27 protein-coding genes and 1 pseudogene are annotated in these 25526 nt (G+C 72.5%); 11 read left to right on the forward strand and 17 right to left on the reverse strand.

Annotated elements, in window-relative coordinates; translation table 11 throughout:
• Positions 1-29: 29 nt before the first annotated feature.
• The 3 genes from AC3A3L_RS13495 to AC3A3L_RS13505 all read left to right on the forward strand — a co-directional run bounded on the left by AC3A3L_RS13495 (position 30) and on the right by AC3A3L_RS13505 (position 2578).
• On the forward strand, positions 30-917 hold the full coding sequence (locus tag AC3A3L_RS13495) for a glutamate ABC transporter substrate-binding protein (protein ID WP_487640546.1): 888 nt from the start codon (positions 30-32) through the stop codon (positions 915-917).
• 111 nt (positions 918-1028) lie between these two features.
• Positions 1029-1718 (forward strand): amino acid ABC transporter permease, encoded by a 690-nt coding sequence (locus AC3A3L_RS13500; protein ID WP_487640547.1) that lies wholly within the window; start codon positions 1029-1031, stop codon positions 1716-1718.
• The gene (locus AC3A3L_RS13505) at positions 1715-2578 is read left to right on the forward strand and encodes an amino acid ABC transporter permease (RefSeq protein ID WP_487640548.1); all 864 of its coding nucleotides are present in this window, start codon (positions 1715-1717) and stop codon (positions 2576-2578) included. The genes AC3A3L_RS13500 and AC3A3L_RS13505 overlap by 4 nt, the downstream gene beginning before the upstream one ends.
• Here the strand turns inward: AC3A3L_RS13505 and AC3A3L_RS13510 are convergent.
• From AC3A3L_RS13510 to AC3A3L_RS13530, 5 genes are all read right to left on the reverse strand, one after another.
• Entirely contained in the window at positions 2575-3045 is a 471-nt protein-coding gene (locus AC3A3L_RS13510; protein ID WP_487640549.1) for a hotdog fold domain-containing protein, read from the reverse strand. The two genes, AC3A3L_RS13505 and AC3A3L_RS13510, sit on opposite strands and share 4 nt — an antisense overlap.
• 119 nt (positions 3046-3164) lie before the next feature.
• Positions 3165-4079, reverse strand: a complete 915-nt coding sequence (locus AC3A3L_RS13515; RefSeq protein ID WP_487640550.1) for a N5-glutamine methyltransferase family protein — start codon at positions 4077-4079, stop codon at positions 3165-3167.
• The gene (locus AC3A3L_RS13520) at positions 4076-4924 is read right to left on the reverse strand and encodes an SGNH/GDSL hydrolase family protein (RefSeq protein WP_487640551.1); all 849 of its coding nucleotides are present in this window, start codon (positions 4922-4924) and stop codon (positions 4076-4078) included. The genes AC3A3L_RS13515 and AC3A3L_RS13520 overlap by 4 nt, the downstream gene beginning before the upstream one ends.
• 76 nt (positions 4925-5000) lie before the next feature.
• A complete protein-coding gene (locus AC3A3L_RS13525; RefSeq protein WP_487640552.1) occupies positions 5001-5387 on the reverse strand; it encodes a VOC family protein in 387 nt (128 codons plus the stop codon).
• Complete coding sequence (locus AC3A3L_RS13530) at positions 5384-6187, reverse strand: trans-aconitate 2-methyltransferase (RefSeq protein ID WP_487640553.1); 804 nt, start codon at positions 6185-6187, stop codon at positions 5384-5386. Before AC3A3L_RS13530 ends, AC3A3L_RS13525 begins: the two co-directional genes overlap by 4 nt.
• Positions 6188-6395: 208 nt before the next feature.
• Here AC3A3L_RS13530 and AC3A3L_RS13535 point away from each other — a divergent pair, with 208 nt between their 5' ends.
• Positions 6396-6881, forward strand: coding sequence for a MarR family winged helix-turn-helix transcriptional regulator (locus AC3A3L_RS13535; RefSeq protein ID WP_487640554.1), 486 nt, complete (start codon positions 6396-6398; stop codon positions 6879-6881).
• Positions 6882-6980: 99 nt separating this feature from the next.
• On the opposite strand, the gene AC3A3L_RS13540 is transcribed toward AC3A3L_RS13535, so the two are convergent.
• From AC3A3L_RS13540 to rsmI, 8 genes are all read right to left on the reverse strand, one after another.
• The gene (locus AC3A3L_RS13540) at positions 6981-8816 is read right to left on the reverse strand and encodes an ABC-F family ATP-binding cassette domain-containing protein (RefSeq protein WP_487640555.1); all 1836 of its coding nucleotides are present in this window, start codon (positions 8814-8816) and stop codon (positions 6981-6983) included.
• A gap of 194 nt (positions 8817-9010) precedes the next feature.
• Complete coding sequence (locus AC3A3L_RS13545) at positions 9011-10543, reverse strand: flotillin family protein (RefSeq protein WP_487640556.1); 1533 nt, start codon at positions 10541-10543, stop codon at positions 9011-9013.
• 43 nt (positions 10544-10586) lie between these two features.
• Positions 10587-11084 carry a hypothetical protein gene (locus tag AC3A3L_RS13550; protein WP_487640557.1) on the reverse strand — a complete coding sequence of 166 codons (498 nt, stop codon included), beginning with the start codon at positions 11082-11084 and terminating at the stop codon, positions 10587-10589.
• Between the two features lie 119 nt (positions 11085-11203).
• Complete coding sequence (locus AC3A3L_RS13555) at positions 11204-12115, reverse strand: 4-(cytidine 5'-diphospho)-2-C-methyl-D-erythritol kinase (protein WP_487640558.1); 912 nt, start codon at positions 12113-12115, stop codon at positions 11204-11206.
• Complete coding sequence (gene rsmA / locus AC3A3L_RS13560; protein WP_487640559.1) at positions 12112-13023, reverse strand: 16S rRNA (adenine(1518)-N(6)/adenine(1519)-N(6))-dimethyltransferase RsmA; 912 nt, start codon at positions 13021-13023, stop codon at positions 12112-12114. The genes AC3A3L_RS13555 and rsmA overlap by 4 nt, the downstream gene beginning before the upstream one ends.
• Positions 13024-13052: 29 nt before the next feature.
• Positions 13053-14192 carry a resuscitation-promoting factor gene (locus tag AC3A3L_RS13565; protein ID WP_487640560.1) on the reverse strand — a complete coding sequence of 380 codons (1140 nt, stop codon included), beginning with the start codon at positions 14190-14192 and terminating at the stop codon, positions 13053-13055.
• Positions 14193-14481: 289 nt separating this feature from the next.
• On the reverse strand, positions 14482-15381 hold the full coding sequence (locus tag AC3A3L_RS13570; protein WP_487640561.1) for a TatD family hydrolase: 900 nt from the start codon (positions 15379-15381) through the stop codon (positions 14482-14484).
• Positions 15368-16198 (reverse strand): 16S rRNA (cytidine(1402)-2'-O)-methyltransferase, encoded by an 831-nt coding sequence (gene rsmI, locus AC3A3L_RS13575; RefSeq protein WP_487640562.1) that lies wholly within the window; start codon positions 16196-16198, stop codon positions 15368-15370. The genes AC3A3L_RS13570 and rsmI overlap by 14 nt, the downstream gene beginning before the upstream one ends.
• A gap of 64 nt (positions 16199-16262) precedes the next feature.
• On the opposite strand from rsmI, the gene AC3A3L_RS13580 reads away from it, so the two are divergent.
• On the forward strand, positions 16263-17834 hold the full coding sequence (locus AC3A3L_RS13580; RefSeq protein ID WP_487640563.1) for a dolichyl-phosphate-mannose--protein mannosyltransferase: 1572 nt from the start codon (positions 16263-16265) through the stop codon (positions 17832-17834).
• Between the two features lie 184 nt (positions 17835-18018).
• The gene (locus AC3A3L_RS13585) at positions 18019-18243 is read left to right on the forward strand and encodes a hypothetical protein (protein ID WP_487640564.1); all 225 of its coding nucleotides are present in this window, start codon (positions 18019-18021) and stop codon (positions 18241-18243) included.
• 15 nt (positions 18244-18258) lie between these two features.
• On the opposite strand, the gene AC3A3L_RS13590 is transcribed toward AC3A3L_RS13585, so the two are convergent.
• Positions 18259-18501 (reverse strand): LysR substrate-binding domain-containing protein, encoded by a 243-nt coding sequence (locus AC3A3L_RS13590; RefSeq protein WP_487640565.1) that lies wholly within the window; start codon positions 18499-18501, stop codon positions 18259-18261.
• Positions 18498-19130: a LysR family transcriptional regulator gene (locus AC3A3L_RS13595; RefSeq protein ID WP_487640566.1), complete on the reverse strand. Its 633-nt coding sequence runs from the start codon at positions 19128-19130 to the stop codon at positions 18498-18500. Before AC3A3L_RS13595 ends, AC3A3L_RS13590 begins: the two co-directional genes overlap by 4 nt.
• Before the next feature lie 70 nt (positions 19131-19200).
• Between AC3A3L_RS13595 and AC3A3L_RS13600 the strand changes: the two genes are divergently transcribed.
• A complete protein-coding gene (locus AC3A3L_RS13600) occupies positions 19201-20439 on the forward strand; it encodes an MFS transporter (RefSeq protein ID WP_487640567.1) in 1239 nt (412 codons plus the stop codon).
• A gap of 58 nt (positions 20440-20497) precedes the next feature.
• Here AC3A3L_RS13600 and AC3A3L_RS13605 read toward each other — a convergent pair whose 3' ends face one another.
• On the reverse strand, positions 20498-21109 hold the full coding sequence (locus AC3A3L_RS13605) for a hypothetical protein (protein WP_487640568.1): 612 nt from the start codon (positions 21107-21109) through the stop codon (positions 20498-20500).
• Positions 21110-21151: 42 nt separating this feature from the next.
• Between AC3A3L_RS13605 and AC3A3L_RS13610 the strand changes: the two genes are divergently transcribed.
• Genes AC3A3L_RS13610 through AC3A3L_RS13625 form a run of 4 tightly spaced genes read left to right on the forward strand, consistent with a single transcriptional unit; the run spans position 21152 to position 24228 of the window.
• A complete protein-coding gene (locus tag AC3A3L_RS13610) occupies positions 21152-21808 on the forward strand; it encodes a Type 1 glutamine amidotransferase-like domain-containing protein (RefSeq protein WP_487640569.1) in 657 nt (218 codons plus the stop codon).
• Positions 21805-22857 (forward strand): alanine racemase, encoded by a 1053-nt coding sequence (locus AC3A3L_RS13615; protein WP_487640570.1) that lies wholly within the window; start codon positions 21805-21807, stop codon positions 22855-22857. The genes AC3A3L_RS13610 and AC3A3L_RS13615 overlap by 4 nt, the downstream gene beginning before the upstream one ends.
• A gap of 56 nt (positions 22858-22913) precedes the next feature.
• Complete coding sequence (locus AC3A3L_RS13620) at positions 22914-23525, forward strand: sulfite oxidase-like oxidoreductase (protein ID WP_487640571.1); 612 nt, start codon at positions 22914-22916, stop codon at positions 23523-23525.
• Positions 23515-24228: an FAD-binding oxidoreductase gene (locus AC3A3L_RS13625; protein WP_487640572.1), complete on the forward strand. Its 714-nt coding sequence runs from the start codon at positions 23515-23517 to the stop codon at positions 24226-24228. Before AC3A3L_RS13620 ends, AC3A3L_RS13625 begins: the two co-directional genes overlap by 11 nt.
• Before the next feature lie 448 nt (positions 24229-24676).
• Here AC3A3L_RS13625 and AC3A3L_RS13630 read toward each other — a convergent pair.
• Positions 24677-25526: pseudogene (locus tag AC3A3L_RS13630) on the reverse strand (hypothetical protein); the annotation flags it as partial.

The raw sequence follows: 25526 nt of genomic DNA on the forward strand, positions 1-25526 counted from the left end.
TTCCCGCACCACAACATAGGGAGAAGCGAATGCGATTCATCCGTACCAAGGCGGTCATCGCGACCGTCGGACTTGCCCTCTCGCTCGCCGCCTGCGGCGACGCAGGTGACGACGGCGGTGACACCACCGACGTCGAGGTCCAGGAGAACGCCGGCGACGAGTTCGACGACGGGACGGCCATGAAGGAGTTCGCCGACTCGGGCGAGATCACCATCGGCGTGAAGTACGACCAGCCCGGCATCGGCTTCAAGGGCGCCACGGACGACATGCCGGTCGGGTTCGACCCCGAGATCGGCAAGATCCTCGCCGCGTCGCTCGGCATCGCACCGGAGGACATCACGTGGAAGGAGACCATCTCCGACAACCGTGAGCCGTTCCTGGAGGAGGGCGAGGTCGACCTCGTCATCGCGTCGTACTCCATCACCGACGAGCGTCGCCAGGTCGTCGGCCAGGCCGGCCCCTACTACGTCACCGGCCAGCAGCTGCTGGTGAAGTCCGACAGCGACATCGAGTCGCTCGACGACGTCAAGGGCACCGAGGTCTGCTCGGTGACCGGCTCGACGTCGCTGGACAACATCAAGGCCGAGGGCGCCAAGCCGCGCGGCTTCGACACCTACTCCGAGTGCGTCGACCAGGTCCTCAGCGGCACCGTGGACGCGATGACCACCGACGGTGCGATCCTGCTCGGCTACGCCGCGGAGAACCCCGACGAGCTCAAGGTCGTCGTGGACCCGTTCTCCGAGGAGCGCTACGGCGTCGGCTACAGCCTGGACAAGCCCGAGATGTGCCAGTGGATCGTGGACACGATCACCCAGGCGCAGGAGGACGGCGACTGGGACGCGGCCTTCGAGGCCACCCTGGGCCAGTCGGGCGTCGACACGCCCGAGCCGCCGGCCATGGACGAGTGCCCGGCCTGACGCCGGACCACCCGTCACCTGAAGCACCTGATCCACACCTGACGCACGACTGATCGGACGCCGGTGGGCCGCGAGGCCCACCGGCGTCCACCAGAGAGGAGCCCGCCGCCCATGGACGCGGTGTTCTCGAACTTCGACGAGTACCTCAAGGCGTTCGGCCTGACGATCGGCCTGTTCGTCGTCTCCGGCATCGCCTCGCTGGTGCTCGGGACCATCCTCGCCGTCCTGCGGGTCGGCCCGGTGTCGATCCTCAACAAGGCGGCGGCGCTCTACGTCACGCTCTTCCGCAACACGCCGCTGCTGATGATCTTCATCTTCATCTTCATCGCGATGCCGGTGCTGGGCTACAACTTCAAGGTCGTCGAGAACCTCGAGATCGCGGGCTACAACGTCTCCGCCTTCTTCTTCCGCGCCTGCCTGGCGCTGACCCTCTACACCTCGGCCTTCGTCTGCGAGGCGATGCGCTCCGGCGTCAACGCCGTCCCGCTCGGACAGGCCGAGGCCGGCCGGGCCATCGGCCTCACCTTCTCCCAGTCGATGAGCCTCGTCATCCTGCCCCAGGCCGCGCGCGCGGTGATCCCGCCGATGACGAGCGTGTTGATCGCCCTGGCCAAGAACACCTCCGTGGCGGCGGCCTTCGGCCTCGCCGAGGCGACCGCCACGATGCGCGGCTTCACCAACGACAACGCCGACCAGCGGATCGGGATCTTCCTCGCCTTCGCGATCGGCTACATCGTCGTCGTCGAGGTCATCTCGCTGTCGTCCTACCTCGTCGAGCGAAAGGTGAGGGTCGCCCGATGAGCTCCTCCGTCCTCTTCGACGCCCCCGGCCCCAAGACGGTCGCCCGGCACCGCATCTACACCGTGGTCAGCATCCTCGTGCTGGTCGCGATGGTCGCCTACGCCATCTGGGCGCTCTACGACGCAGGTCAGCTCGAGTACGACCTCTGGGAGCCCTTCGTCACCCCGGACTACGTCGAGTACATCCTCGTCGACGGCCTCCTCGAGACCCTCAAGATGGCATTCTTCTCGATCATCTTCGCGGTGGTCTTCGGCCTCGTCTTCGGTGTCGCCAAGCTGTCCGACCACGGGTGGGTGCGCTGGCCGGCATGGCTCGTCGTGGAGTTCTTCCGCGCCGTCCCCGTCCTGCTGCTGATGGTCTTCACGTTCTTCCTGCTCGCGATCGGCAACGGCCCGCTGACGTCGTTCTGGTGCGTCGTCATCGCCCTGACGCTCTACAACGGCTCGGTGCTCGCCGAGGTGTTCCGCGCCGGCATCAACGCCGTCCCGCGCGGCCAGGCCGAGGCGGCGTACGCCATCGGCATGCGCAAGTCGCAGGTGATGACGACGGTGCTGCTGCCGCAGGCGGTCAAGATCATGCTGCCGGCCATCATCAGCCAGATGGTCGTCGCGCTGAAGGACACCAGCCTCGGCTACTACATCCTCGCCCCCGGCCTGACGGCAGTGGCGAAGCCGATCTACCTCGAGTTCTCCAACCAGGTGCCCACGGCGATCGTCATCACCGGCCTCTACGTCGCGGTCAACCTCGTCCTCACCTGGATCGCGACCATCGTCCAACGGCGCCTGGTGGGCGAGAAGAAGGTGCTCGACGTGCCGATGGTCGGCGAGGCGCACAACAGCGGCAACGCCACGGCGCTCTAGCGCTTCTCGGTCAACCACAGCCGGATCTCGCCCTCGACGACCACGGTGCCGTCGGTTCGCACGCCCCGCACGCGCACCGGGAGGTCGTACCCCTCCCCCACCTCGGCCGTCCACTGCTCGGGGTCGGTCTCGGCGATGCAGGTGATGTCGGTCGTGGCCTTGGCCGTGTAGGCGACCTCCATGCCCTTCGGGATCCAGCGCCGGCCGCGCGGGATCGTCGACTCGGCGAGCGCGCCCATCGCGGCCTCGAGCCCGTTGCACAGGGCGATGGCGTGGACCGTCCCGAGGTGGTTGTGCACCCGACGGCGCTTCGGGACCACCAGCTCGACGTGGTCGGGCTCGATCACGGTGAACCGTGGCCGGACGGAGGCGAAGTACGGCGCCTTCTGGCTGAAGGCGAGCGAGAAGAGGCGGCTGCCCATCGGGAGGGCGGAGGTCTTCTTCCAGAGGTCCAGGACGGCAGTCATGCCCCGAGGCTACCAGTGGGTAACTTGTGCATTTTCCCCGCTCGAGCGGCGAAACTGGCTCCTGGTGGCCTTTGCAACCCCCTCCAGGAGTCAGTTTCCGCCGAAAGTCGGCCTGCCCGTCAGCTCCGGCGAGCAGTGATGACGCGGATGTTGCCCTCGTCGTCCTCGACCGGCTCGACGACCTCCCAGCCGGGGAAGCGGGGGATCCGCTTCTGCCAGTACGCCCCCTGGCCGAGGCCGATCTCGAAGCAGAGCCAGCCACCGGGCCGCAGCCAGTCGGGTGCCTCCTGCACCAGCCGGCTGACGATCGAGAGCCCGAGGCTGCCGCCGTCGAAGGCCATCCGGGGCTCGTGCTCGGAGATCTCGGCCGCCATCTCCCCCACCCGCGCCGACGAGATGTAGGGCGGGTTGCAGATGAGCACGTCGACGCTACCGCGGAGGTCGGCGGGCAGGGCGTCGAAGAGGTCACCGTCGTGCAGGGCCACCCGGTCGGCGACGCCGGTGAAGAGCATGTTGGCCCGGGCCAGGCCGACAGCGGCTGTCGAGAGGTCGGCGGCGTGCAGCGTGACCTGCGGTGCCGCCACCGCGACCGCGGCCGCGAGGTTGCCCGCGCCCGTGCAGAGGTCGACGACCAATGACCCGTCGGTGGCCCGGACCAGGTCGACGGCGGTGCGCCCGAGGATCTCGGTCTCGACCCGCGGCACCAGCGCCTCCGGGCCGGCCAGCAGCTCGACCCCGAGGAAGCTCTGCCGTCCGGTGAGGTGACCCAGCGGCGACCCGGCGACCCGGCGCTCCACCAGCGCGGCGAGCAGGCGCTCGCCCTCCTCGGACAGCGGAGCGAGGGGGACCGCGGTCGCGGCCGCCACCGAGAGCGGACGACCCGCCGCTGCCGCCCAGAGGGCGCGGAGCGTCGACTCGGGGGTCTCCTCGGGATGGTCGGGCAGGATCTCGGCCTCGGCCTCGAGGCGCGCGAGGTGGCGTGCGAACAGGGGCGGCGCGTCGAGCGTGGTGGCGGTCGTCGTGGTGGTGGTCATGCGGATGCTCCCTGGGTGAGGACGTCGAGGAACCGGGCGGCCAGCAACGCGGACCCCGCGGCGTTGAGGTGCTCGCGGTCGGCGTCGGCCCACCCGGGGGCGAGCGTGGCGAGCCGGGTCCCGTCGGAGGTGGTGCTCTCGACGGCGGCGATGTCGAAGAGGTCGTCGTCGGCGTAGGTCTCGCGCACGAGGCCGTTGAACCGCTCGCGGGCGGCGTTGTCGTCACCGCGCACGAGGACCTTGAGGTGCTGCTTGATGCCGGAGGGCGCCGCGGTCAGCGGCACGGTCGCGTGGACGAAGCGGACGTCCGGGTAGTCGCGCTGCAGGCCGTCGAGGGTCGTGCGGTAGGCGGCGAACACCTGGTCGACGTCGGTGTCGGCCGTGACGTCGGTGAAGCAGAGCTTGACCATGGCGACGTCGACCTCGTCGGCCATGCCGGACCGCATGGTCTCGTCGAAGTTGGCGAGCTTGCCCAACGGGTCGCCGTTGACGCCGATCTCCGCGTGGACGACGGCTCCCTGCCCTTCCGGCAGGTCGGGCGGCGGGTCGCCGACCGCGACCTGCACGACCGGCGCCTCGGGGACGTCCGCGTCGGCGTACAGGCGCTCGAGCCCGTCGAGCAGGTTCCAGCCGATCGACATGTGGCCGATGAAGACCCGCTGACCGGCGGCAGCACCGAGCTCGGCGGGCGTGACGGTCTCGGCGGCCGTGTCCGGCGACGGCTCCGGCTCGCGCGGGCCCCAGAAGCGGACCAGCACGACGGCGCCGACCGCCAGGACGACGGCAGCGCCCAGCAGCACCCGCCCGACGACGCGTGCCCGCGACCCCCTGCGCTCCCTCAGCACCGGGCCACCGTAGGGACGCGCTCGCCGACGCCGTGCCCGATCGCGGTGAGGTGCCCCCATTCTGGGGACGGGCGCGTCAGGCCGGCTGCAGCACCTCGACCCGGTTGCCGTGGCCGTCGAAGGTGTGGAGGCGGACGTGGCCGGGGAACGAGTCCCGTTGGCTCTCGTCGACCTCGAAGCCGAGGGCACGCAGCCGCGCGGCCACCTCGTCCAGCCCGTCAGGGCCGTCGACGACGAAGGCGGGATGTGCCTTGCGCGCCGGGGCGAACGGGTCCTCGACGCCGACGTGGAGCTCGGCCGCGACGGCACCCGAGTCGTCGTACGCCCGGAACCAGCACCCGCCCCGCGCCGCCAGGTCGGCGGGCTTGTCGACCTCGGTCATGCCGAGGCCCTCGCCGTAGAAGCGGCGGGCGACGCCCTCTCCCCCGGGCGGGCACGCGACCTGCACGTGGTGGAGCCTCACGGCACCGGCACCCCCTGCGGCTTGCGGGCCACCACGAAGATGCGGCGGAACGGCAGGACGACGCGGCCGGCGGCGTCGGCCGGGTAGGCCTCGCGCAGCAGCGCCTTGAACTCGTCCTCGAAGAGCGGGCGGAGGTCGTCGGGAAGGGCCTGCAGCGTGGGCCGGGCACCGGTGCCGGAGACCCAGTCGAAGACCGGGTCCTCGCCGGTGAGGACGTGGAGGTACGTCGTCTCCCACGCGTCGACCTCGCAGCCGAGGTCCAGCAGGACGCGGGCGTAGTCGGCCGGGTCGTGGCTGGTCGGGACGCGGGCGTCGCGCACGTGCGCGGCGTACGGCTCGCGGGCAGCGAGGTCGGTGCGCGTGGTGTGGCTGGGCTCGTCGAAGTTGCCGGGCACCTGGAACGCGAGCCAGCCGCCGGGCTGCAGGCGGTCGACCAGCCCAGGCAGCAGGTCGAGGTGCTCGGGGACCCACTGGAGGGTGGCGTTGGAGACCAGCACGTCGATGGGCTCGCGGAGGGCGAGCGGGTCGGGCCGCGCCCAATCGCGCAGGTCGCCGACCTCCCAGCGGATGCCGTCGACCGCGCGGGCGGCGTCGATCATCTCGGCGCTGCTGTCGACACCCGTGACGTCGGCACCTCGCCAGCGGTCGGCCAGCAGGGCGGTGAGGTTGCCGGGGCCGCAGCCGAGGTCGACGACGACGCGCGGGTTCTCGGCGGGCACCCGCGCGAGCAGGTCGACGAACGGCCTGCCGCGCTCGTCGGCGTACGCCAGGTAGCGGTCGGGGTCCCAGGTGTGGCTCATGGCGTCCTCCACAGGTCGTCGGTCGCAGCCCTCGTTCTCCCCCCGAGATATCTGAGGACGTGGTGGTAGGTCAATCGGCGTCGTCGCCTACCAGGACGTCCTCAGGTAGCCGGGCGACGGCCGAGGGTGTCTTGATGTCGAGATACTTCACCCTCCCGCCCAACAGTCTCGATGTCAAGATTCTCGACAGATCTGGCACGATGTCGTCATGCGTGACGAGGTGGACGACCTGGTCGAGGCCTGGGGCCGCGAGCGCGGCGACCTGGACCTCGCGCCCGTCGAGGTGTTCTCCCGCATCAGCCGCCTGGCCCGCCACCTCGACCTCGCCCGGCGCGACGCCTTCACCGCGCATGGCATCGAGTCGTGGGAGTTCGACGTCCTCGCTGCCCTGCGCCGGGCCGGCCAGCCGTACGAGCTCTCCCCCGGCCGGCTGCTGCGCGAGACGCTCGTGACCAGCGGCACCATGACCAACCGGGTGGACCGGCTCACCGCGCGCGGCCTCGTCGAACGGCTCCCCGACCCGCGCGACCGCCGTGGCGTGCTGGTGCGGCTGACCGCCGACGGCAAGGCCGCGGTCGACGGTGCCTTCGAGGCGCTGCTCGCCGCGGAGGCCGACCTGCTCGCCGACCTCTCCGACCGCGACCGCACCCAGCTCGCCGGCCTGCTGCGGTCGCTCCTCGCGCCCTTCAGCTGAGCTTGTCGGCGGAGACCGACACCTGGAGGGGGTTGCAGCGGCCTCCGAGTGCCAGTTTCCCCGCTCGAGCGGGGACTTCGACAGAGGGGCCGGAGGGCGCTACTCGACGACCTCGGAGGCCTCGAGCCACTCCAGCTCCAGCTCCTCCTTCTCACCGGCCAGCTCGCCGAGCTGCTCGCCGACGCGCGCGAGCAGGTCGTAGTCGGTGAGGTTGGCCTCCATCTCGGCGTGCAGCTCCGCCTCGCGTACGGCGATGCGCTCGAGCTGCTTCTCGACGCGGGCGAGCACCTTGCGGGCGGCGCGGTCCTCGGCGGACCCGGGGCGCGCCTTGGGGGTGGCCGCGGCCGACGGCACCGAGGATGCGTCTGCGTCAGGCGAACCCGCACCGATGGGGGCCGGTTCGGATGCCGCAGCGGCGGCAGCCGAGGCAGCAGCGGCAGCCTGCAGGGCAGACCGTCGCTCGAGGTACTCGTCGACCCCGCGCGGCAGCATCGAGACCTGCCCGTCGCCGAGGAGCGCCCAGACCGAGTCGGTGACCCGCTCGAGGAAGTAGCGGTCGTGGGAGACCACGATGAGCGTCCCGGGCCAGGAGTCGAGGAAGTCCTCGAGGACGTTGAGGGTGTCGATGTCGAGGTCGTTGGTGGGCTCGTCGAGGAGCAGCACGTTGGGCTCGGTCAGCAGCAGCTTGAGCAGCTGGAAGCGCCGCCGCTCGCCACCGGAGAGGTCGCCGAGCCGCGCGGTCAGCCGGTCGCCGGTGAAGCCGAAGCGCTCCAGCAGCGAGGTGGCGGTGAGCTCCTGGCCGTCGAGCGTCTTGGTCACGCGGCGGATCGACTCGACGGTCGGCAGCACCCGCGCCTCGGGGTCGATCTCGTCGAGCGCCTGCGTGAGGTGCTGCATCTCGACGGTGCGACCGTGCTTGACCCGGCCGACGTCGGGCGGCAGCGCGCCGGAGATGAGCGAGAGCAGCGACGTCTTCCCGGCGCCGTTGACGCCGACGATGCCGACCCGGTCACCGGGGCCGATGCGCCAGGTGGCGTGGTCGAGCAGCACCCGGTCGCCGCGGGCGAGGTCGACGTCCTCGATGTCGATGACGTCCTTGCCGAGCCGCTGGCTGGCGAAGCGCTGCAGCTCCATCCGGTCGCGCGGCGGCGGCACGTCGTCGATGAGCGCGTTGGCCGCCTCGATGCGGAACTTCGGCTTCGACGTACGCGCGGGGGCGCCCCGCCGCAGCCACGCGAGCTCCTTGCGGGCGAGGTTCTGCCGCCGCGTCTCGGTGGCCGCCGCCTGGCGCTGGCGCTCGGCCTTGGCGAGGACGTACGCCGCGTAGCCGCCCTCGTAGGAGTCGACCGCGCCGTCGTGCACCTCCCACGTCGTCTGGCACACCGCGTCGAGGAACCACCGGTCGTGGGTCACCACGATCAGCGCGCTCGGCAGCCCGACGAGGTGGCCGGCGAGCCAGGCCACGGCCTCGACGTCGAGGTGGTTGGTCGGCTCGTCGAGGACGATCAGGTCGTGGCGCCCGAGCAGCAGCGCGGCGAGCGCGCAGCGGCGCCGCTCGCCACCGGACAGGCCGACCACCGCGCGGTCGAGGGTCACCCCCGCCAGCAGCTCCTCGACGACCTGACGCATCGTCGGGTCGGCGGCCCACTCGTGGTCCTGCCGCCCGCCGAGCACCGCCTCGCGGACGGTGTGGCTGTCGACGAGCTCGTCGCCCTGGTGGAGGTAGCCGATCTCGACGCCACGGGTACGCGAGACGCGGCCGGAGTCGGGCTGCTCGATGCCCGTCATCACCTCGAGCAGGGTCGTCTTGCCGTCGCCGTTGCGGCCCACGACGCCGACGCGCTCACCCAGGGAGATACCGAGCGAGACGTTGTCGAGCAGGGGCCGCACGCCGTAGGACTTCGAGACGCGCTCGAGGTTGATCAGGTTCGCCATGTCCGGGCGATCCTCTCAGGTGCGCCCCAGCCGGGACGGATCGGCGTACGCCCTGCGCCCAGCGGTGAGTGAGACATCGTCTGCGGCCACAGAACCTGTCCTGCTCACCGCTGCGCCGCGTGACGCCGGACCGGCGGTGGGTGAGGCAACTTCCGGGGACAGAAAACCTGTCTCACTCACCGCTCACGACGACGTCAGCTGGACGAGGTGCCGTCAGCGCCGCCCGCCAGGCTCGGGGTCGTGGACCCGTTGGTGGCGGAGTACTTCTGGATCAGCGACTCGACGTCGAGGCCCGTCGTGGCCTTGAGCATCTCCATGGTCTGCACGAGGTTGTTGGTCACCTGCTTGGGGAGCTCGCCGGCGCCGTCGGCGGAGATCACCGTCAGCTTGTCGATCCCGCCCATCGGGCGCGCCAGCTCGGCGGCCACCTTGGGCATCACCTCGATGAGCATCTGCAGCACGGCGGCCTCGTTGTAGCCCGCGAAGGCGGCCGCCTTCTTGTCCATCGCCTCGGCCTCGGCCTGTCCGGCGGCGAGGATCGCGGCGGCCTCCGCCTCACCCTCGGCGCGTACGGCGTCCGCCTCGGCGACGCGGCGGGCCTTCTCGGCCTCACCGCGCTTGGCGCCCTCGATGGCCTCGGCCTCGGCGAGCGCCGACCGGCGGGACTTCTCGCCCTCACCGGTCAGGCGGGCCTTCGCGGCCTCCGCCTCGGCGTTGGCGATCGAGGCGGCCTTGCGCGCCTCGGCCTCGAGGATGGCGGAGCTGCGGCGACCCTGCGCCTCGGTCTCGACGCGGTAGCGCTCGGCGTCGGCGGGCTTGCGCACCTCCGTGTCGAGCTGGCGCTCCTTGAGGGCGGCCTGCCGGACGGCGACCTTCTCCTGCTCCAGCAGGATGGCCTGGTCGCGGTCGGCCTGCGCGAGCGGGCCGGCGGCGGCGGCCTGGGCGTTGGCCGCGTCGGTCTCGGCCTTGATCTCGGCGTTCTTGAGGGCGAGGGCGCGCTGCGTGACCGCGATCTCCTGCTCGGCGGCGATCCGCGCCTGCTCGGCCGCCTGGCGGGCGTTGGCCTCGGCGATCGCGGCGAGCTGGCCGAGCTTGGCGGCCTCCGGACGACCGAGGTCGGCGAGGTAGGAGCCGTCGTCGGTGATGTCCTGGATCTGGAAGGTGTCGAGCACGAGCCCCTGGCCGGTGAGCGAGGACTCGGACTCCTCGGCCACCCGCTGCGCGAACGCGGCACGGTCGCGGATGATCTGCTCGACCGACATCGAGCCGACGATCGAGCGCAGCGCGCCGGCGAGGACCTCCTGGGTGAACGTCTCGATCTCCTCCTGCTGGCTGAGGAAGCGCTGGCCGGCCGCGCGGATGGAGTCCTCGTTGCCGCCGACCTTGACCAGCGCCACGCCGTCGAGGTTCAGCTTGATGCCCTGACCGGAGACCGCGCCGCGGATCTGCACCGAGATGCGGCGCGAGGACAGGTCGAGCGTGGCGAGTCGCTGCACGAACGGGATGACGAACACGCCACCGCCCATGACGACCTTCTGGCCGGACAGGTCGGTGGAGATCTCGCCGGTCTCCGGGTTGCGCACCTCGCCCTTGCCCTTGCGGCCGGTGATGATGAAGGACTCGTTGGGTCCGGCCACCTTGTAGCGCGTGGTCACCAGCAGGGCGAGCAGCACCAGCAGGAGGACGAAGCCGGCCACAGCAGTGACGACCGGGGACAGAGCGAACATGGGCGGTTCTCCTAGAGGTGGTGCGTGGACTTCAGGGGAGGCTTCAGGGGAGGAAGAGGGGCTCGACCTGGACGGCCGTCGGCGAGATGACCTGGGTGACGCTGACCTGGGTGCCGGCAGGCACGGCGACGCTCGAGCGGGCGTTCAGGCGCGTGAGGTGGCCGCCGACGCTGAGCGAGACGACGCCGAAGCCGCCGTCGGGGATCGCGCTGACCACCGACCCGATCTTCTCGAGGAGGTCGGAGGTGCGCACGGTGTCGCCCTTGCCGTCGCCGTGCAGGAACCGCGCGGCCCGGGCCGCGAGCCAGCCCAGCAGGATGCCCAGCACCAGGCCGATGACGACCGCCAGCGAGGTCGAGCCGGTTGCCGCGAGGGCGATGGCGCCGCCGAAGCCGAGGGCGCCGAGGAAGCCGGCGAGCGCCTCGGTCGAGAAGAACCCTGCGCTGAGGCCCTCGAGCGCACCGTCGAGGACGTCGCCGACGACCAGCGCCACGAGGAGCAGCAGGACGCCTACGGCGCCCACCACCAGGAACACGGTCACGATGCCTCCCCCAGGCGATCAGTGCGACGTCGTCGACGTCGCGGACAACATAGCGGCATGCTTCCCCGTCCGCCGCGGTTCACACCATCCGGTCGCGACCCCATCCGGGGTCAGAACAGCTAGCGCAGGTCCCACTCCGCTTCGCGGGTGCTGACGACGTGGGCGCCGGCGACGGGGCCGACCGCGGACAGCACGACGTCGTACGACGCCGACAGCGCGGTGAGCACCTCCATGGAGCCCTCCTGGGAGTCGCAGAGGAAGACGCAGGTCGGGCCGGAGCCGCTCACCATGCCGCGCAGGGCGCCCTCGGCCTCACCGCGTGCGATCAGGTCGCCGAGCTCGGGGCGCAGGTCGATGGCCGGCTCCTGCAGGTCGTTGTGGAGCGCGCGGGCGAGCCGGACCGGCTCGCCGGTGGCGAGGGCGGCGAGCAGCTCGGCCGGCTCGGCGGGCTGGGTGGGCGCGTCGGGCCGGATCCGGTCGAAGTGGCGGTAGACCTCCGGTGTCGAGAGGCCGACGGCGGCGGGTACGACGACCCACCACCACGTGCCGTGGTCGACGATCGGCTCGACGACCTCGCCGCGGCCCCGGCCCCGCGCCGTACCGCCCACGAGGGAGAAGGGCACGTCGCTGCCGAGCCGGGCCGCCTGCGCGAGCAGGAGCTCGTCGGCCTGGCCGAGGTCGTGGAGCCGGTCGTGCGCGAGCAGGGCTGCCGCGCCGTCGGCCGAGCCGCCCGCCATGCCGCCCGCGACCGGGATCTGCTTGGCGATCTGGACGTGGTGTCGACTCCCGCACGACGCCTCGGACAGCGCCCGCATCGCGATGTTCGTCGCGTCGGTCGGCACACCGGCGACCTCGACGTGGGGCGAGCCGGAGACCGACAGCCAGTCCGTCTCGGCGTCGGAGACCGTGACGTCGTCGTAGAGCGAGATCGCCTGGTAGACCGTGTCGAGCGGGTGGAACCCGTCCTCGCGCGGAGCACCGACGCCGAGGTGGAGGTTGATCTTCGCGGCGGCGCGGACCGTGGTGGTCACTCGGCGGCCCGGTCTCGTGACGGGCGCGGGGCGCCCTCCTCGACCAGCAGGTAGAGCCCCTCGGCGATGCGGGCGAAGTCGTTGACGTCGAGCACCTCGCCGCGGGCGGTCGGGTCGACGCCCGCGGCCTCGAGCGCGGCGGTCGCGACCTCGGCCGACCCGGCCAGCCCGCGCAGCGCGGCACGCACCTGCTTGCGACGCTGGGCGAAGGCTGCGTCGACCACGGCAAAGACCTGCTCGCGGGTGGCCGTCGTCTCCGGCGGCTCGCGGCGGGTCCACGCGACCAGGCCCGAGTCGACGTTGGGGGCCGGCCAGAAGACGTTGCGCCCGATCGCGCCCGCCCGGCGCACGTCGGCGAACCACGCGGCCTTCACGCTGGGCACGCCGTAGGTCTTCGACCCGGGCGGTGCGGCGAGGCGGTCGGCGACCTCCGCCTGCACCATGACCAGCCCGCGCTCGAGCGACGGCAGCAGCGTGAGGAGGTGGATGAGCACCGGCACCGAGACGTTGTAGGGCAGGTTGGCGACCAGCGCCGTCGGGGGCGGCCCGGGCACGGCGTCGACGCGCATCGCGTCGGCCAGCACGACCTCGAAGCGGTCGGCCTGCCCCGGGGCGTACGACGCGATGGTGGACGGCAGCCGCTCCGCGAGGACCGGGTCGACCTCGATCGCGATGACCCGCCGGGCCACCTCGAGGAGCGCGAGGGTGAGCGAGCCGAGCCCGGGGCCGACCTCGACGACGACGTCGTCCCCGGTGATGCCGGACTCCCGGACGATCCGGCGCACGGTGTTGGCGTCGATGACGAAGTTCTGCCCGCGCTGCTTGGTCGGGCGCAGGTCGAGCTCGGCGGCCAGCTGACGCACCTCGGCCGGCCCGAGGAGCCTCGGGCCGGCCGGGTTCGTGGTCATGGGGGTGAAGCCTAGTGCGGGCTCCCCGGTCAGCGGGGCAGGCCGAGCTTGGCGGCGCAGCCGGGCCACGACCCGTAGCCGCCGGTGGCGTCGCGCAGGCGGGTGGCCACGGCGATCTGCGTCTCGCGGGAGGCCTGGTGCGGGTAGCCGGTGCCGCCGTAGGCGCGCCAGGTGCCGACGTTGAACTGCAGGCCGCCGTAGTAGCCGTTGCCGGTGTTGATGGCCCAGTTGCCGCCCGACTCGCACTGCGCGAGCGAGTCCCACACCGTGTTGCCACCGGAGAAGTCGGCTGCCGGCTCCTCGGGCTTCTCCTTGGTGCCCACCGCGATGACGCGGGGCACGGCCTTGCGGCGCACGTCGGACCTCACGACCTTGCGGGCGGCGAGGTCGCCGTTGACGAAGCGGAGCCGGTAGGTGACGTTGCGGACGCCGTCGCGACCGGGGCGCACGACCTCCTGCTCGCCCTCGAGCATCGAGGAGTCCTCGCGCTCGACGACGGGGGCGGCGACGGCCTCGCGCTTGACCTGCTTGGTGGCCACGCGGATGTCGGTGACGACGATCTTGTCGCCGTCGGCGATCTCGGTGGTCAGCGAGGGGCGCACCTTGTCGTGCTTGTCGACCTCGAAGCCGGCCCGATCCAGCACGTCGGCGACCGTCATCGCGGTCATCTTCCGCTTCTTCAGCTGCTTGGCGCCGAGCTTGAGGTGGACGACCTTCGGGGTGACGACCTGCAGCGTCATGCCGCTGCGCCCGATCGAGGAGCTGCGGCTGGCCGAGAGGTCGGCGTCGTCGAAGCGGCGGCCGATCTCGCCGAGGGCGCTGGCGACGTCGGTCGAGTTCACCCAGTAGGTGTGCGACTCGCCGTCGACGGCGAGCTCGAGCGGTCGCGCGAACTGCACGGCGATGGCGGAGCCGTCGGTGATGGGTTCGTCGACCGCCGGGGCGACCAGGTCCTTGTCGGTGACCTCGACGCCCTCGGCCGCGAGCACGTCGGCGACGGTGCCGCCGATGGCGCTGACCTGACGGGTCTTCCCGTCGAGGGTGAGGGTCACGTCCTTGCTGAGGGCCGCGTAGCCGACCGTCGTACCTCCGACGGCTGCCACGACCAGCGCCACGAGGGTCGCCAGGACGGTCTTGGACCTGCTGAGCTGCGCAAGACGAGAGCGCACGATTCTCCGAACGTCGTACTCCCCGGGCCTCGGGCGGCAGCACCCCCCGGCCGAGCGATGTACGACATCCACGACCAGGTCGCGGGAGGCGTACGACGTGCGAGCGGGGGTCTCGCAGGACCGGCCCGATCCGGTCCTCGTGCTGCCGGAAATCGCTCCCGATCCCGGCCAACAATCACAGGACGATAACGATCACCGGCGATGACGCAAACTCTTCGCGGCAAATTCTCGGGTGTCCCCGCTCACGGTCCTGCCTGTCAGCCGACCTGTCAGCCGGCCCACGACCCGACTACCAGGGGCCGCCGAACGCGCGCTCGGTGGTGGTGTCGATCGTCCGGCAGAGCGTCTCGAGGTCGGCCTGCAGCACCTCCGCCATCGCTCGCACGGTGTGCGGGACGAGGTAGGAGGCGTTGGGCCGACCGCGCCACGGCGTGGGGGTCAGGTAGGGCGCGTCGGTCTCCACCAGCACCCGGTCGACGGGCGTGACCGCGAGCGCGTCGCGCAACGGCTGCGCGTTCTTGAAGGTGACCGTCCCGGCGAAGCTGAGGAAGGCGCCACGGTCGAGGCAGCGCCGGGCGAAGGCCTCGTCGCCGGAGAAGCAGTGCATCACCCAGCGCTCGGGCGCCCCCTCGGAGTCGAGGACGCGGAGCACGTCGTCGTGGGCATCGCGGTCGTGGATGACCAGCGTCTTGCCGAGGCGCTTGGCGAGGTCGATGTGACGGCGGAAGCTCTCCTCCTGCGCGGCCCGGCCCTCCTCGCCGGTGCGGAAGGCGTCGAGCCCGGTCTCGCCGACGGCCCGCACCTTGTCGTGCGCCTGCGCCAGCTGCTCGATCTCGGCGAGCGCCTCCTCGAGGCGCCCTGCCCCGGCCAGCCGGGGTGCCTCGTTGGGGTGCAGCGCGACACCGGCGACGAGTGCGTCGTGCCCGGCCGCCGCGGCGACCGCCCAGCGGGCGCCGGGGAGGTCGCAACCGATCTGCACGATCCGTGGCACGCCGACCGCAGCGGCGGCCGCGATCGCGTCCGCCGTGTCGAGCCAGTCGCCGTCGGCGATGTCGAGGTGGCAGTGGTTGTCGACGACGGGGTGCGGCAGCGGCTCGGGGGCGGGCGGTCGCTCGCGGTCGCGCCGGGCGCCCGACCTCTCCTCGGTGGCCGCGCGGCTGCGGGTCGGCCCGCTGTCAGCGGTGGACAACGTCGTACACCTCCCGCTTGGGCAGGCCGGCCCGCTTGGCGACCTCGGCGATCGCCTCCTTGCGGGTGGAGCCGGCCTCCTCGAGGTCGGCGACGGCGGCACGCAACGTGCCGGGGTCGGTGTCGAGCGCCGGGGCTCCGCTGGAGCCCTCGACGACGATGGTGACCTCGCCGCGGACGCCCTCGGCGGCCCAGGCGGCCAGCTCGCCCAAGGGGCCGCGGCGCACCTCCTCGTGGGTCTTCGTCAGCTCGCGGCAGACCGCGGCGGGGCGGTCCTCGCCCAGCGCCTCGGCCATCGCCGACAGGGCGGCCTCGGTGCGGTGCGGGGCCTCGAAGAAGACCATGGTGCGCTCCTCCGCGGCCAGGGCTGCGAGCCGCCGGCCGCGCTCGCCCGCCTTGCGGGGCAGGAAGCCCTCGAAGCAGAACCGGTCGACCGGCAGCCCGCTCACGGCCAGCGCGGTGAGGACGGCGCTCGGTCCGGGCACGGCCGTCACGCGTACGTCGTGCTCGACCGCGGCCGCGACGAGGCGGTAGCCCGGGTCGGAGACGCTCGGCATCCCGGCGTCGGTGACCAGCACGACCCGCTCCCCCGCCAGCAACGCCTCGAGCAGCACCGGTGTGCGGGCCTGCTCGTTGCCCTCGAAGTAGGACACCACCCGACCGGACAGCGTGATGCCGAGATCGGCGCAGAGCCGCTTGAGCCGGCGGGTGTCCTCGGCCGCGACGACGCCGGCGCCCGAGAGCTCCGCGGCCAGTCGCGGCGGCGCGTCGCCGACCTGCCCGATCGGGGTGCCCGCGAGGACCAGGACGCCAGTCATGGGTTCACCGTAGAGGCTCGCAGGGAGGGCCGAGTCGTCGGTGGCGTCTGGCTAGAGTGCCCGCGTGAGCCCGACTGCCGCCGAGCGGAATCGTCCGCGCTGGCGGTCGGAGGACCCGATGTTCGGGTGGGCGGGGGCCCTGTGCCTCGCCGCCCTGGCGTTCTTCCTCCGTCGGTGGCACCTCGGCACGCCGCACGCGTTCTCCTTCGACGAGACCTACTACGCCAAGGACGCGTGGTCGCTGCTCAACCACGGCTACGTGCGCACCTACGTCGAGGACGCCGACAAGACCATCCTCAACGGGAACCTGACGGGCCTGTTCCAGGACGGTCCGTCGATGATCGTCCACCCCGAGGTCGGCAAGTGGCTGATCGCGGCGGGGATCAAGGTCTTCGGGATGGACCCCACCGGCTGGCGCACGGCGTCGGCGGTGGTGGGCGCGCTGATGGTCCTGCTGATGTGCCGCTTCGCCCGGCGCGTGACCGGCTCGACGGTCCTCGGCCTCGTCGCGGGCCTGCTGCTGTCCCTCGACGGCCTCCAGCTCGTGCTGTCGCGGCTCGCGCTGCTCGACATCTTCCTGGCGTTCTTCACCCTCTGCGGCGTGCACTGCGTGGTCGCCGACCGCCAGTGGCTGCGCGACCGGCTGGCCGCGGGCGCGACGCGCACCTGGTGGCGCCCGTGGCTGGTCCTCGGCGGGGTCAGCTTCGGCCTGGCGTGCGGCACCAAGTGGTCCGCGATCTACGCGCTGGCGCTCTTCGGTCTGCTCGCCTGGCTCTGGAGTGCCGGTGCACGGCGGGCGTTCGGCCAGCGCCGGCCGCTGCTCCGCTCGGTCGTCCTCGACGGGCTCCCGGCGTTCGTGGCCCTGGTGGGCGTCGCTCTGGCGACCTACGTCGCGTCCTGGACCGGCTGGCTCGTGCACGCCGACGCCTACGAGGACGCGTTCAGCGACACCCAGTACACGTCGTACGGCGGTGGGAAGCCGTGGCCGACGGCGAGCGAGCCCAACGCGCAGGGCCTCGGCGAGGTCACCCAGTCCCTGCGGTCGCTCTGGTCCTACCACCAGGACGTCTACACCTTCCACAGCCACTTCCTGAACGACTCGACGCACGTCTACGCCTCCAAGCCGTCGACGTGGCTGGTGATGGGCCGCCCGGTGGGGGTCGACGCCCAGACCGACATCCAGCCCGGCTCGCAGGGGTGCGAGGCCCCGTCGGGCTCGAGCTGCATCCGCCAGGTGCTGCTCCTCGGCAACCCCGTCATCTGGTGGGGCGGCAGCCTCGCAGCCATCGCCTCGCTCCTGCTGTGGGTCGGCGCCCGGGACTGGCGCCACGGCGTCGCGGTCGCCGGCATCGCCAGCACCTGGCTCCCGTGGTTCGCCTTCGACGACCGGCCGATCTTTTTCTTCTACGCCATCACGACGCTGCCGTTCCTCGTCCTGTCGACCACGCTGGTCATGGGCCACCTGATCGGGACGTCCGACGTGCCGACCCCGCGGCGCACCTTCGGGGTGGTCGTCGCGGGCAGCTACACCGTGCTCGCCGTCATCGCCTTCGCGTGGTTCTGGCCGATCTGGACCGACGTCCTGCTGACGAAGTCGGAGTGGGACGCCCGCATCTGGTTCCAGCGCTGGATCTGACGCCGGCGCGCACGCGCGGGGGGGCGGAGATCAGGTGAACTCGGCATGAACGACCGAGGTTTCCTCAAGATGGGTCGCAGTTCGGCGTGCGCCCATTCTCTTTCCCGCAGGGCCCCACGACGATGGTCTGACCCGGCACACACGGGGGTTTGTGCCAGGGCTCGACGCGAGGGAGGGAGCGTTGATGGACTCCACGATGATCCATGTCTGCCTGCAGACGGCTGGAGCACCGACGGGCGAGGACCACGAGGTCGGCGAGCGCTGGGTGTGCACGTGCGGGGACAACTTCGTCTACCGCGAGGGCTTCAACCGCTCCGGCTACCCGAGCCTCGAGTGGTGGCCCGCCCCCGCGATCCCGCAGCCGCGCAGGACGGCGCGGCACCTCCTCTTCGGCCCGCGCAAGGGCTGACGACCCCGTCCGACGTCAGCCGGCCCAGGCCCGACCGCGGACGAACGCCAGGAACCGCTCGGCCGGCGGTGCGAGCGGCCGGTCGGTGCGCCAGGTGAGACCGATCGTCCGGGTCGCCGACGGCGACGACAGCGCGAGCCCCACCGAGCCCGACTGACCGGCGAAGGCCTCCGGGACGATCGCTACCCCGAGCCCGGCCGCCACAAGCCCTTCGATCGTGGCGAGGTCGGCGCTCTCGAAGGAGATCCGCGGGCTCACGCCGGCCTCGTCGAGAGTGCCTGGACGAGCGCGCTGTGGCCGAAACCCGGCGGCGTCGTGACGAGCTCCTCGTCGGCGAGCTCGGCGAGGTCGACACGCGTACGGCGGCGGAACCGGTGCGTGGGCGGCACGACCACGACGAGCCGCTCGCGCTGCACCGCGAGCCAGCCGAGGTCCGCGGCCCGGTCCATCGTGAGGCCGAGCTCGACGGCCCCGCGGCCCAGGTCGCTGCGGATGTCGTGCGCGGGCTCTTGGCTCAGCACGACCTTCATGGCCGGCGCCTCGGCGTGGAAGGCGCGCAGCAGCTTGGGGACGAGCGTGGTGGCCATCGAGTCCAGGAACGCGAGCCGGACGGTCCCGGTGTCGGGGTCGAGCCGGTTGGCCAGGTCGGCGCGCAGCTGTTCGTGGCGCACGACCAGGTCGCGGGCGGCGTCGAGCACCAGCCGTCCGTCCGGCGTGACCTCCAGCCCGGCCGGCGTCCGCTCGAACACGCGCACGCCCAGCTCCGCCTCGACCCGCGCGAGCGAGCGCGACAGCGTGGGCTGGCTGGTGCCGAGCGCGGCCGCTGTCTCCGTGACGTGGCCGAGGTCGCCGAGCTCGACGAGCCAGGCGAGGTCGCGGAGCATCATGCGCCAACCGTATCGCGACCGGCAGGCGTCGACATTGGACGCATGAGCCGCGAGCGCCCACCATCGACGGGTGCACGCCACCCAGCTCCCGAGCCTCGACGCCGGCCCCGAGTCGTACCGTCCGGGCACCCCCGGCTACCGCCGGGTGATGGTGGCCGTGTTCGCCGCCGGGATGTCCACCTTCGTGCTGCTGTACGACGTCCAGGCGCTGCTGCCGGAGCTCGTCCAGACCTTCACCGTCTCCCCGACACGGGCGACGCTCGCGATGTCGCTGACGACCGCGACGCTCGCCGTGGCGCTGCTCGTCGTCGGACCCGTCTCCGAGGCGGTCGGGCGCACCCGCCTGATCCACCTCGCCCTCTGGTCCGCCGCGGTCGTGGCGGTCCTGTGCGCGCTTGCCCCGTCATGGGAGGCGCTGCTCGGCCTGCGGATGCTGCAGGGCGTGACCCTCGCCGGGCTGCCGGCCGTCGCGACGGCGTACCTCCGCGAGGAGCTGCACCCCTCCGCGCACGGTCGGGCCTTCGGCCTCTACATCGCCGGCACCGCGCTGGGCGGGATGGCCGGCCGCGTGGTCACCGCCCCTGTGGCCGACGCCGCGGGCTGGCGCTGGGGCATGGCGGCCGCCGCTGTCGCCGCGCTCGCGTGCGCGGTCCTCGTGGCGTGGCTGCTGCCGGCGTCGCGGCACTTCGTGCGCCGCCCCGCCGACCTGCGGTCGGTGCTCGACGGCGCCCGTGCGGCAGTGCGTGACCGCGCACTCGTGGCGCTCTACGTCCTGGGCGCCTGCGGCATCGGCACGATGGTCGCGGTCTTCAACGCGCTCGGCTTCCGGCTCAGCTCGGCTCCCTACGGGCTCTCCGTCGGCACGATCAGCCTCGTCTACCTCGTCTACGCCCTCGGCTCGGTGAGCTCGGCGACGTCCGGGCGGGTCGCCGACCGGATCGGCCGTCGCGCCACCATCCCGGTGGGCTGCGCGTTCGCGCTTGCGGGCGTGTGGCTCACCCTCGGCGACGCCCTGCCGGTCGTCGTCCTCGGGATGGCGGCCCTCACCGTCGGCTTCTTCTGCATCCACGGCCTGGCGAGCGGGTGGGTCACCTCACGCGCCCACCTGGCCGGCGTACGCACCGGGCAGGCCGCGGCGTTCTACCTCTTCGCCTACTACGTGGGCGCGTCCGTGTTCGGCAACCTGGGCAGCGCCGCCTGGAGCCACGCAGGCTGGCCCGGCGTGGTCGCCCTCGCCTCGACGCTCCTGCTCACCGTGTGCGCGATGGTCGTCGTGCTGCGGCGCACGCCCGCACTCGCCGCGCCCTGAGCCCCCGCCTGACCGACGGCTGGCGCGGCCTGGCAGGGGGCCCGACGGCGGGATGGCGTCACCACGCGCCGGGGAACCTCGCCGAGCCCGCGATGACGAGCAACGAGACGCCGAGCGACACTGCGACCGCGATGAGCAGCGACTCCCCGAGCCACCGGCGTCCGGGCAGGGCCAGCAGCACCAGCCCGGCGGCAGCCGCCAGCGCGGGCAACACCCAGACGGGCGCGACCGCGGACAGCAGGCTGGCCAGCAGGGCGAGGGCCACGCCCCCGGCGGCCGCGCGGCCGAGCGGCACCGGCCGCGACCCCCGCGGGAGGCCGACCTCGGTCACCGGGCCGGCGGCTGGCAGCTGGTCGGGGGCGAGCACCCGCAGCAGGAGGGTGATCGTGGCGGGATCGGCCACCACCACGACGTCGCGGAACCGGTCCGCGACCGCGTGGCGGCGGACCACCTCGTCGAGCCGGTGCCCCCGGTCCACGTCCGGGAAACGGACCGGGGCCAACAGCGTCTCCGGGTGCGCGGTGTGCCCGAGCCCCTGGACGATGCGCTTGCCGTCGGCTGTCGGTGCGGTGATGACGACGGCCGACGACCCGATGCCTGCCCGCACCCGCGCGACCTCCGCCGCATCCGCGCGTGTGCTGACCACGAGGATCCGCTGGTAGTCGGTCACGGAACGACCGTATCGCCGGGCCGGGCCTGCGACGATGCACGGATGAAGCTCCTGCTGACCTCCGGCGGCGTGACCAACGACAGCATCCGGGCGGCCCTGGTCGAGCTGCTCGGCAAGCCGGTCGAGGAGTCGGCCGCGCTGTGCATCCCGACGGCGCAGTGGGGCCATCCCATGTGCGGGCCCGAGTCGCTGCGACGCTTCGTCACCGACGGGTCGCCGGCGACGATGACCGGGCTCGGCTGGCGGTCCGTCGGCGTCCTCGAGCTGACCGCGCTCCCGAGCATCGACCCCGAGCGCTGGGTGCCGTGGGTGCGCGAGGCCGACGTGCTGCTCGTCGACGGCGGCGAGGCGACCTACCTCGCCCACTGGCTCGCCGAGTCGGGCCTCGCCGACCTGCTGCCCGAGCTGGCCGACACCGTGTGGGTCGGCGTCAGCGCCGGCAGCATGGTGCTCACCCCGCGCATCGGGGAGCTCTTCGTCGAGTGGCGTCCCGAGGAGGGCGACCGGGCCCTCGGCCTCGTCGACTTCTCGCTGTTCCCGCACGTCGGCCTGTTCCCGGGAAACACCCTGGAGGTGGCCGCGGAGTGGGCCGCCGGGCTCGGCAACCCGGCGTACGCCCTCGACGAGCAGTCCGCGGTCCTCGTCGACGGCGACCGCGTCGAGGTCGTGTCCGAGGGCGAGTGGAGGCACTTCGAGTGAGCGGCGCCGAGCGACCGACGCCCTACCTCCGCGTCGACGTCGACCGGCTGCGCGCCAACGTCGCGCGTGCCGCCGAGGCGGCCGCGGCGGCGGGGGTCGCGCTGCGCCCGCACGCCAAGACCCACAAGTCCGCCGACATCGCCCGGTTGCAGCTCGACGCCGGGGCCGTCGGGCTGACCGTCGCGACCGTCGGTGAGGCCGAGGCCTTCGCAGCGGCAGGTGTCACGGACCTGTTCGTCGCCTACCCGCTGTGGCTGACGACCGAACTGGCCGGGCGCCTGCGGACGCTCGCCACGTCGGGCGTGCGGCTCGCGATCGGTGTCGACTCCGTCGGCGGCGCCCGCACCGCGGCCGCGCTCCTGGCCGGATCGCGGACCGAGGTGCTGGTCGAGGTCGACTCCGGCCACCACCGCAGCGGCGTCGAGCCTGCCGCAGCCGGCGACGTCGCGCTCGCCGCCGGCGGCCTGGCCGTGCGCGGCGTGTTCACCTTCCCGGGCCACTCCTACTCACCCGGCGCGCGGGCGGCGGCGGCCCGCGACGAGGGTGCGGCACTCGCCGTCGCGCGCCAGGCGGTCCGGGCCGCCGGCCTCGACGTCGAGGTCGTCAGCGGCGGATCCACACCCTCGCTCGAGCACGCGGACACCACGGTGCTGACCGAGGTCCGGCCCGGCGTCTACGTGTTCAACGACGCACAGCAGTGGGAGCTCGGCTCGGCGACGCCCGACCAGGTCGCCCTGACCGCGGTGGCGACCGTGGTGAGCCACGCCGGAGGTCGCGCCGTCCTCGACGCCGGGTCCAAGGTGCTGGGCGCCGACCGGGCGCCCTACGCCTCGGGCTCCGGCCGGCTCCTCGACCACCCGGACGCCCGGATCGTGCAGCTGTCCGAGCACCACGCGGTCGTCGACGTGCCCGGTCGACTGCCGGCGCTCGGCAGCAGGGTCCTCGTCGTGCCCAACCACTGCTGCACCGCGGTCAACCTCGCCGACGAGCTGTGGCCCACCAGCGGGGACGACCCGTGGCCGGTCACTGCCCGCGGACGCAACGGCTGAGGTTCCGGCAGACTGGCCCCGTCCGGTCGCGCACGAGCCGACACCGAGGAGCACCGATGCCCGTCACCCGAGGATTCCACCGCCGCCGCCCGGAACCGGAGCGCGGTCGGCTCCCACCCGGGCAGTACGACACCGGCTCGTCCTGGCCGGTGCTGAGTGCCGAGGCGACCCCCAGCAGGTCCGAGGAGTCGTGGACCTTCGGCATCGACGGCCTCGTCGAGTCGCCGCACACCTGGACCTGGCAAGAGCTGCACGCCTTCCCCGGGTCGACCTACTTCGGCGACATCCACTGCGTCACCACGTGGTCCAAGCTCGACACGACCTTCAGCGGCGTCAGCGTCGACGACCTGCTGGAGGTCGCCAAGCCCGACCCCTCGGCGGCGTACGTCATGGCGCACTCGGTCACCGGCTACACCACCAACCTGCCGCTGGCCGACGTCACCGGCGGCAAGGCATGGGTGGTGTGGAGCTTCGACGGCAAGCCGCTCCCCCGCCAGCACGGCGGGCCGTTGCGCCTGCTGGTGCCGCACCTCTACTTCTGGAAGTCGGCCAAGTGGCTCTCGCGCCTCGAGCTGATGACCGAGGACCGGCCCGGGTTCTGGGAGCAGAACGGCTACCACGACCGCGGCGACCCGTGGCGCGAGCAGCGCTACCAGGGTGACGACTGACGTGGCCCCGGCGCCCATGGCGGCCTGGAGCGACGGCCGCATCATCGAGAAGGACCAGCCGACCGCCAACACCGTCCGGCTTCGGCTGCACGTGGACGACCGGCCGCACCACCTGCCCGGGCAGCACTACATCCTCCGGCTGCGCGCGCCCGACGGCTACACCGCCCAGCGCTCCTACTCCCTGGCCTCCGACAGCGACGACCCGCTGCTCGAGCTGCTCGTCGAGCGCCAGCCCGACGGCGAGGTCTCCGAGTTCCTCGCGGACGTCGCCGAGGTGGGTGACGTGCTCGAGCTGCGCGGGCCGATCGGGCGCTGGTTCGTCTGGGACACCAGGTCCCGCGTCCTGTGCCTGGTCGGCGGGACCGGTGTCGTGCCGGCGGTCGCGATGGCCCGCACGGCGCGACGGCTCGGGCGCACCGACCTGCTCCGCATCGCCGCGATGGGCCGCACCCGCGACGAGCTCGCCTACGCCGCCGAGCTCGAGCGCTACGGCGCGACGCTCGCCTTCACGCGGGCCGACGTCGACGGGCGGCCGGCCGGACCGTTCACGGCCGATGAGCTGGCCCCGCTGCTCGAGGACGTCGACCTCGGCTACGTCTGCGGCTCGGCCCGCTTCGCGTCGTACGCCGAGGAGCTCCTCGTCGCCTGTGGTCTCGACCCGGCGGCGATCCGGGTCGAGCGGTTCGGACCGACGGGCGAATGAGGCAGGCCCGGCTGCCCACGAGGTGGGCGACCGGGCCTGCCAGGCAGTCCATCCCCCCGGATCGAGCGCCTGGGTCCACGGTACAGGCGCTGGGCCGCGCGCGACAGGGAACAGCGGCGCGATCTCGATCCGGGGGGACAACGATCGCGCCGCTGCTCTCTCCACTTCAGCGTCACCGGGCGCGCTCGTGTTACGGCCGTCCCGCGGCCGGGTGCTCCTCCGGTCCAGACCGGCGGATGCTTCGGCGCCCACGGGGTAATGCATGCGCAGACCCGCACGGACGTCGGGTGACCGCGCCCCGACAGGCTGCCCGCGGGGCTGGCTGGACAAGTCCCGCGGGCAGTTCCCCCGGGCGGTGCACCCGCACCTCCCCGTCGCGCTCGACGCTACCTCCCGGCACGGGCGCGAGCCACGCTGTCCAGACCGGGACACCGCACGGCCGGGACGGTCAGGGAGTCACGGGCTCGCCGGAGTCCCAGGTGTTGCCCGACCACTGGTTGCCGGTGGCGGTGGACTGGAACGACGTGACGGGACCGTAGACGCCGCACCTGCGGTTGGTGCCACGCTCGAAGACGTTGCCGATGAACCGGATGCCGGTGGCGACCGGGTACCGCTTGCTCGGGCTGTAGCCGCCGTACGCGCAGTACGAGATCGACGAGGCGTTGGCCTTCAGCAGGTTCCGCTCCACCAGCACGTCCGAGACGGGGGCGAAGTCACCGAACAGGGACACGTCTGCGGTGCAGCCGCCGTCCGTGCTGTTCAGGATCGAGTCGCAGTGCAGCGTGTTGTGCCGGAGCACGATGCCGCTACCGCCGTTCGTGAGGAAGGCGTTGGTGTGGAACGCCCGGCCGTCCGGGTTGTACTGGCCGTGGAGCCAGGAGTCCACGATCGTGCAGCTGTCCTCGCAGTGCACCGAGTGCTGCCCGCCCGTGACCTCGACACGGGTGGCGGTGATGTTCGACCCCCACAGCGCGCCGTCGGACCAGGCGCCCGCGACGACCTCGCTGTCGCTGATCTCGAGGCTCTGGCCGCTGGCGGTGACCTCGACGCGGGGCACGCGGCTGTTGCGGACGGTCAGCGCGAACGGGTGGTAGGCCAGCAGCTCGCTGCACTTCGCCCGGACGTCCTTGCCGTCGATCACCGCGGAGGATCCGTCGGACTCGCGGAAGATGCACGGTCCGGTGTAGGGCTCGAGGGTGACGCCCGCCGGGACTCCGGTCGTCGCGGCGTCGGGGAAGCCACCCGCGGGTGTGGGTGTCGGAGTGGGGGTCGGCGTTGGGGTGGGGGTAGGGGTCGGG

The organism is Nocardioides sp. Soil_C_8 (assembly GCF_057656315.1).

Bases quoted from the DNA above. Each gene is read 5' to 3' on its own strand.
- AC3A3L_RS13540 (WP_487640555.1), bottom strand. From the start codon at position 8,816: ATGGCGAACCTGATCAACCTCGAGCGCGTCTCGAAGTCCTACGGCGTG.
- AC3A3L_RS13505 (WP_487640548.1), top strand. From the start codon at position 1,715: ATGAGCTCCTCCGTCCTCTTCGACGCCCCCGGCCCCAAGACGGTCGCC.
- AC3A3L_RS13515 (WP_487640550.1), bottom strand. From the start codon at position 4,079: ATGACCACCACCACGACGACCGCCACCACGCTCGACGCGCCGCCCCTG.
- AC3A3L_RS13620 (WP_487640571.1), top strand. From the start codon at position 22,914: ATGCCCGTCACCCGAGGATTCCACCGCCGCCGCCCGGAACCGGAGCGC.
- AC3A3L_RS13545 (WP_487640556.1), bottom strand. From the start codon at position 10,543: ATGTTCGCTCTGTCCCCGGTCGTCACTGCTGTGGCCGGCTTCGTCCTC.
- AC3A3L_RS13610 (WP_487640569.1), top strand. From the start codon at position 21,152: ATGAAGCTCCTGCTGACCTCCGGCGGCGTGACCAACGACAGCATCCGG.
- AC3A3L_RS13510 (WP_487640549.1), bottom strand. From the start codon at position 3,045: ATGACTGCCGTCCTGGACCTCTGGAAGAAGACCTCCGCCCTCCCGATG.
- AC3A3L_RS13595 (WP_487640566.1), bottom strand. From the start codon at position 19,130: ATGATGCTCCGCGACCTCGCCTGGCTCGTCGAGCTCGGCGACCTCGGC.
- AC3A3L_RS13535 (WP_487640554.1), top strand. From the start codon at position 6,396: ATGCGTGACGAGGTGGACGACCTGGTCGAGGCCTGGGGCCGCGAGCGC.
- AC3A3L_RS13585 (WP_487640564.1), top strand. From the start codon at position 18,019: ATGGACTCCACGATGATCCATGTCTGCCTGCAGACGGCTGGAGCACCG.
- AC3A3L_RS13530 (WP_487640553.1), bottom strand. From the start codon at position 6,187: ATGAGCCACACCTGGGACCCCGACCGCTACCTGGCGTACGCCGACGAG.
- rsmA (WP_487640559.1), bottom strand. From the start codon at position 13,023: ATGACCACGAACCCGGCCGGCCCGAGGCTCCTCGGGCCGGCCGAGGTG.
- AC3A3L_RS13495 (WP_487640546.1), top strand. From the start codon at position 30: ATGCGATTCATCCGTACCAAGGCGGTCATCGCGACCGTCGGACTTGCC.
- AC3A3L_RS13500 (WP_487640547.1), top strand. From the start codon at position 1,029: ATGGACGCGGTGTTCTCGAACTTCGACGAGTACCTCAAGGCGTTCGGC.
- rsmI (WP_487640562.1), bottom strand. From the start codon at position 16,198: ATGACTGGCGTCCTGGTCCTCGCGGGCACCCCGATCGGGCAGGTCGGC.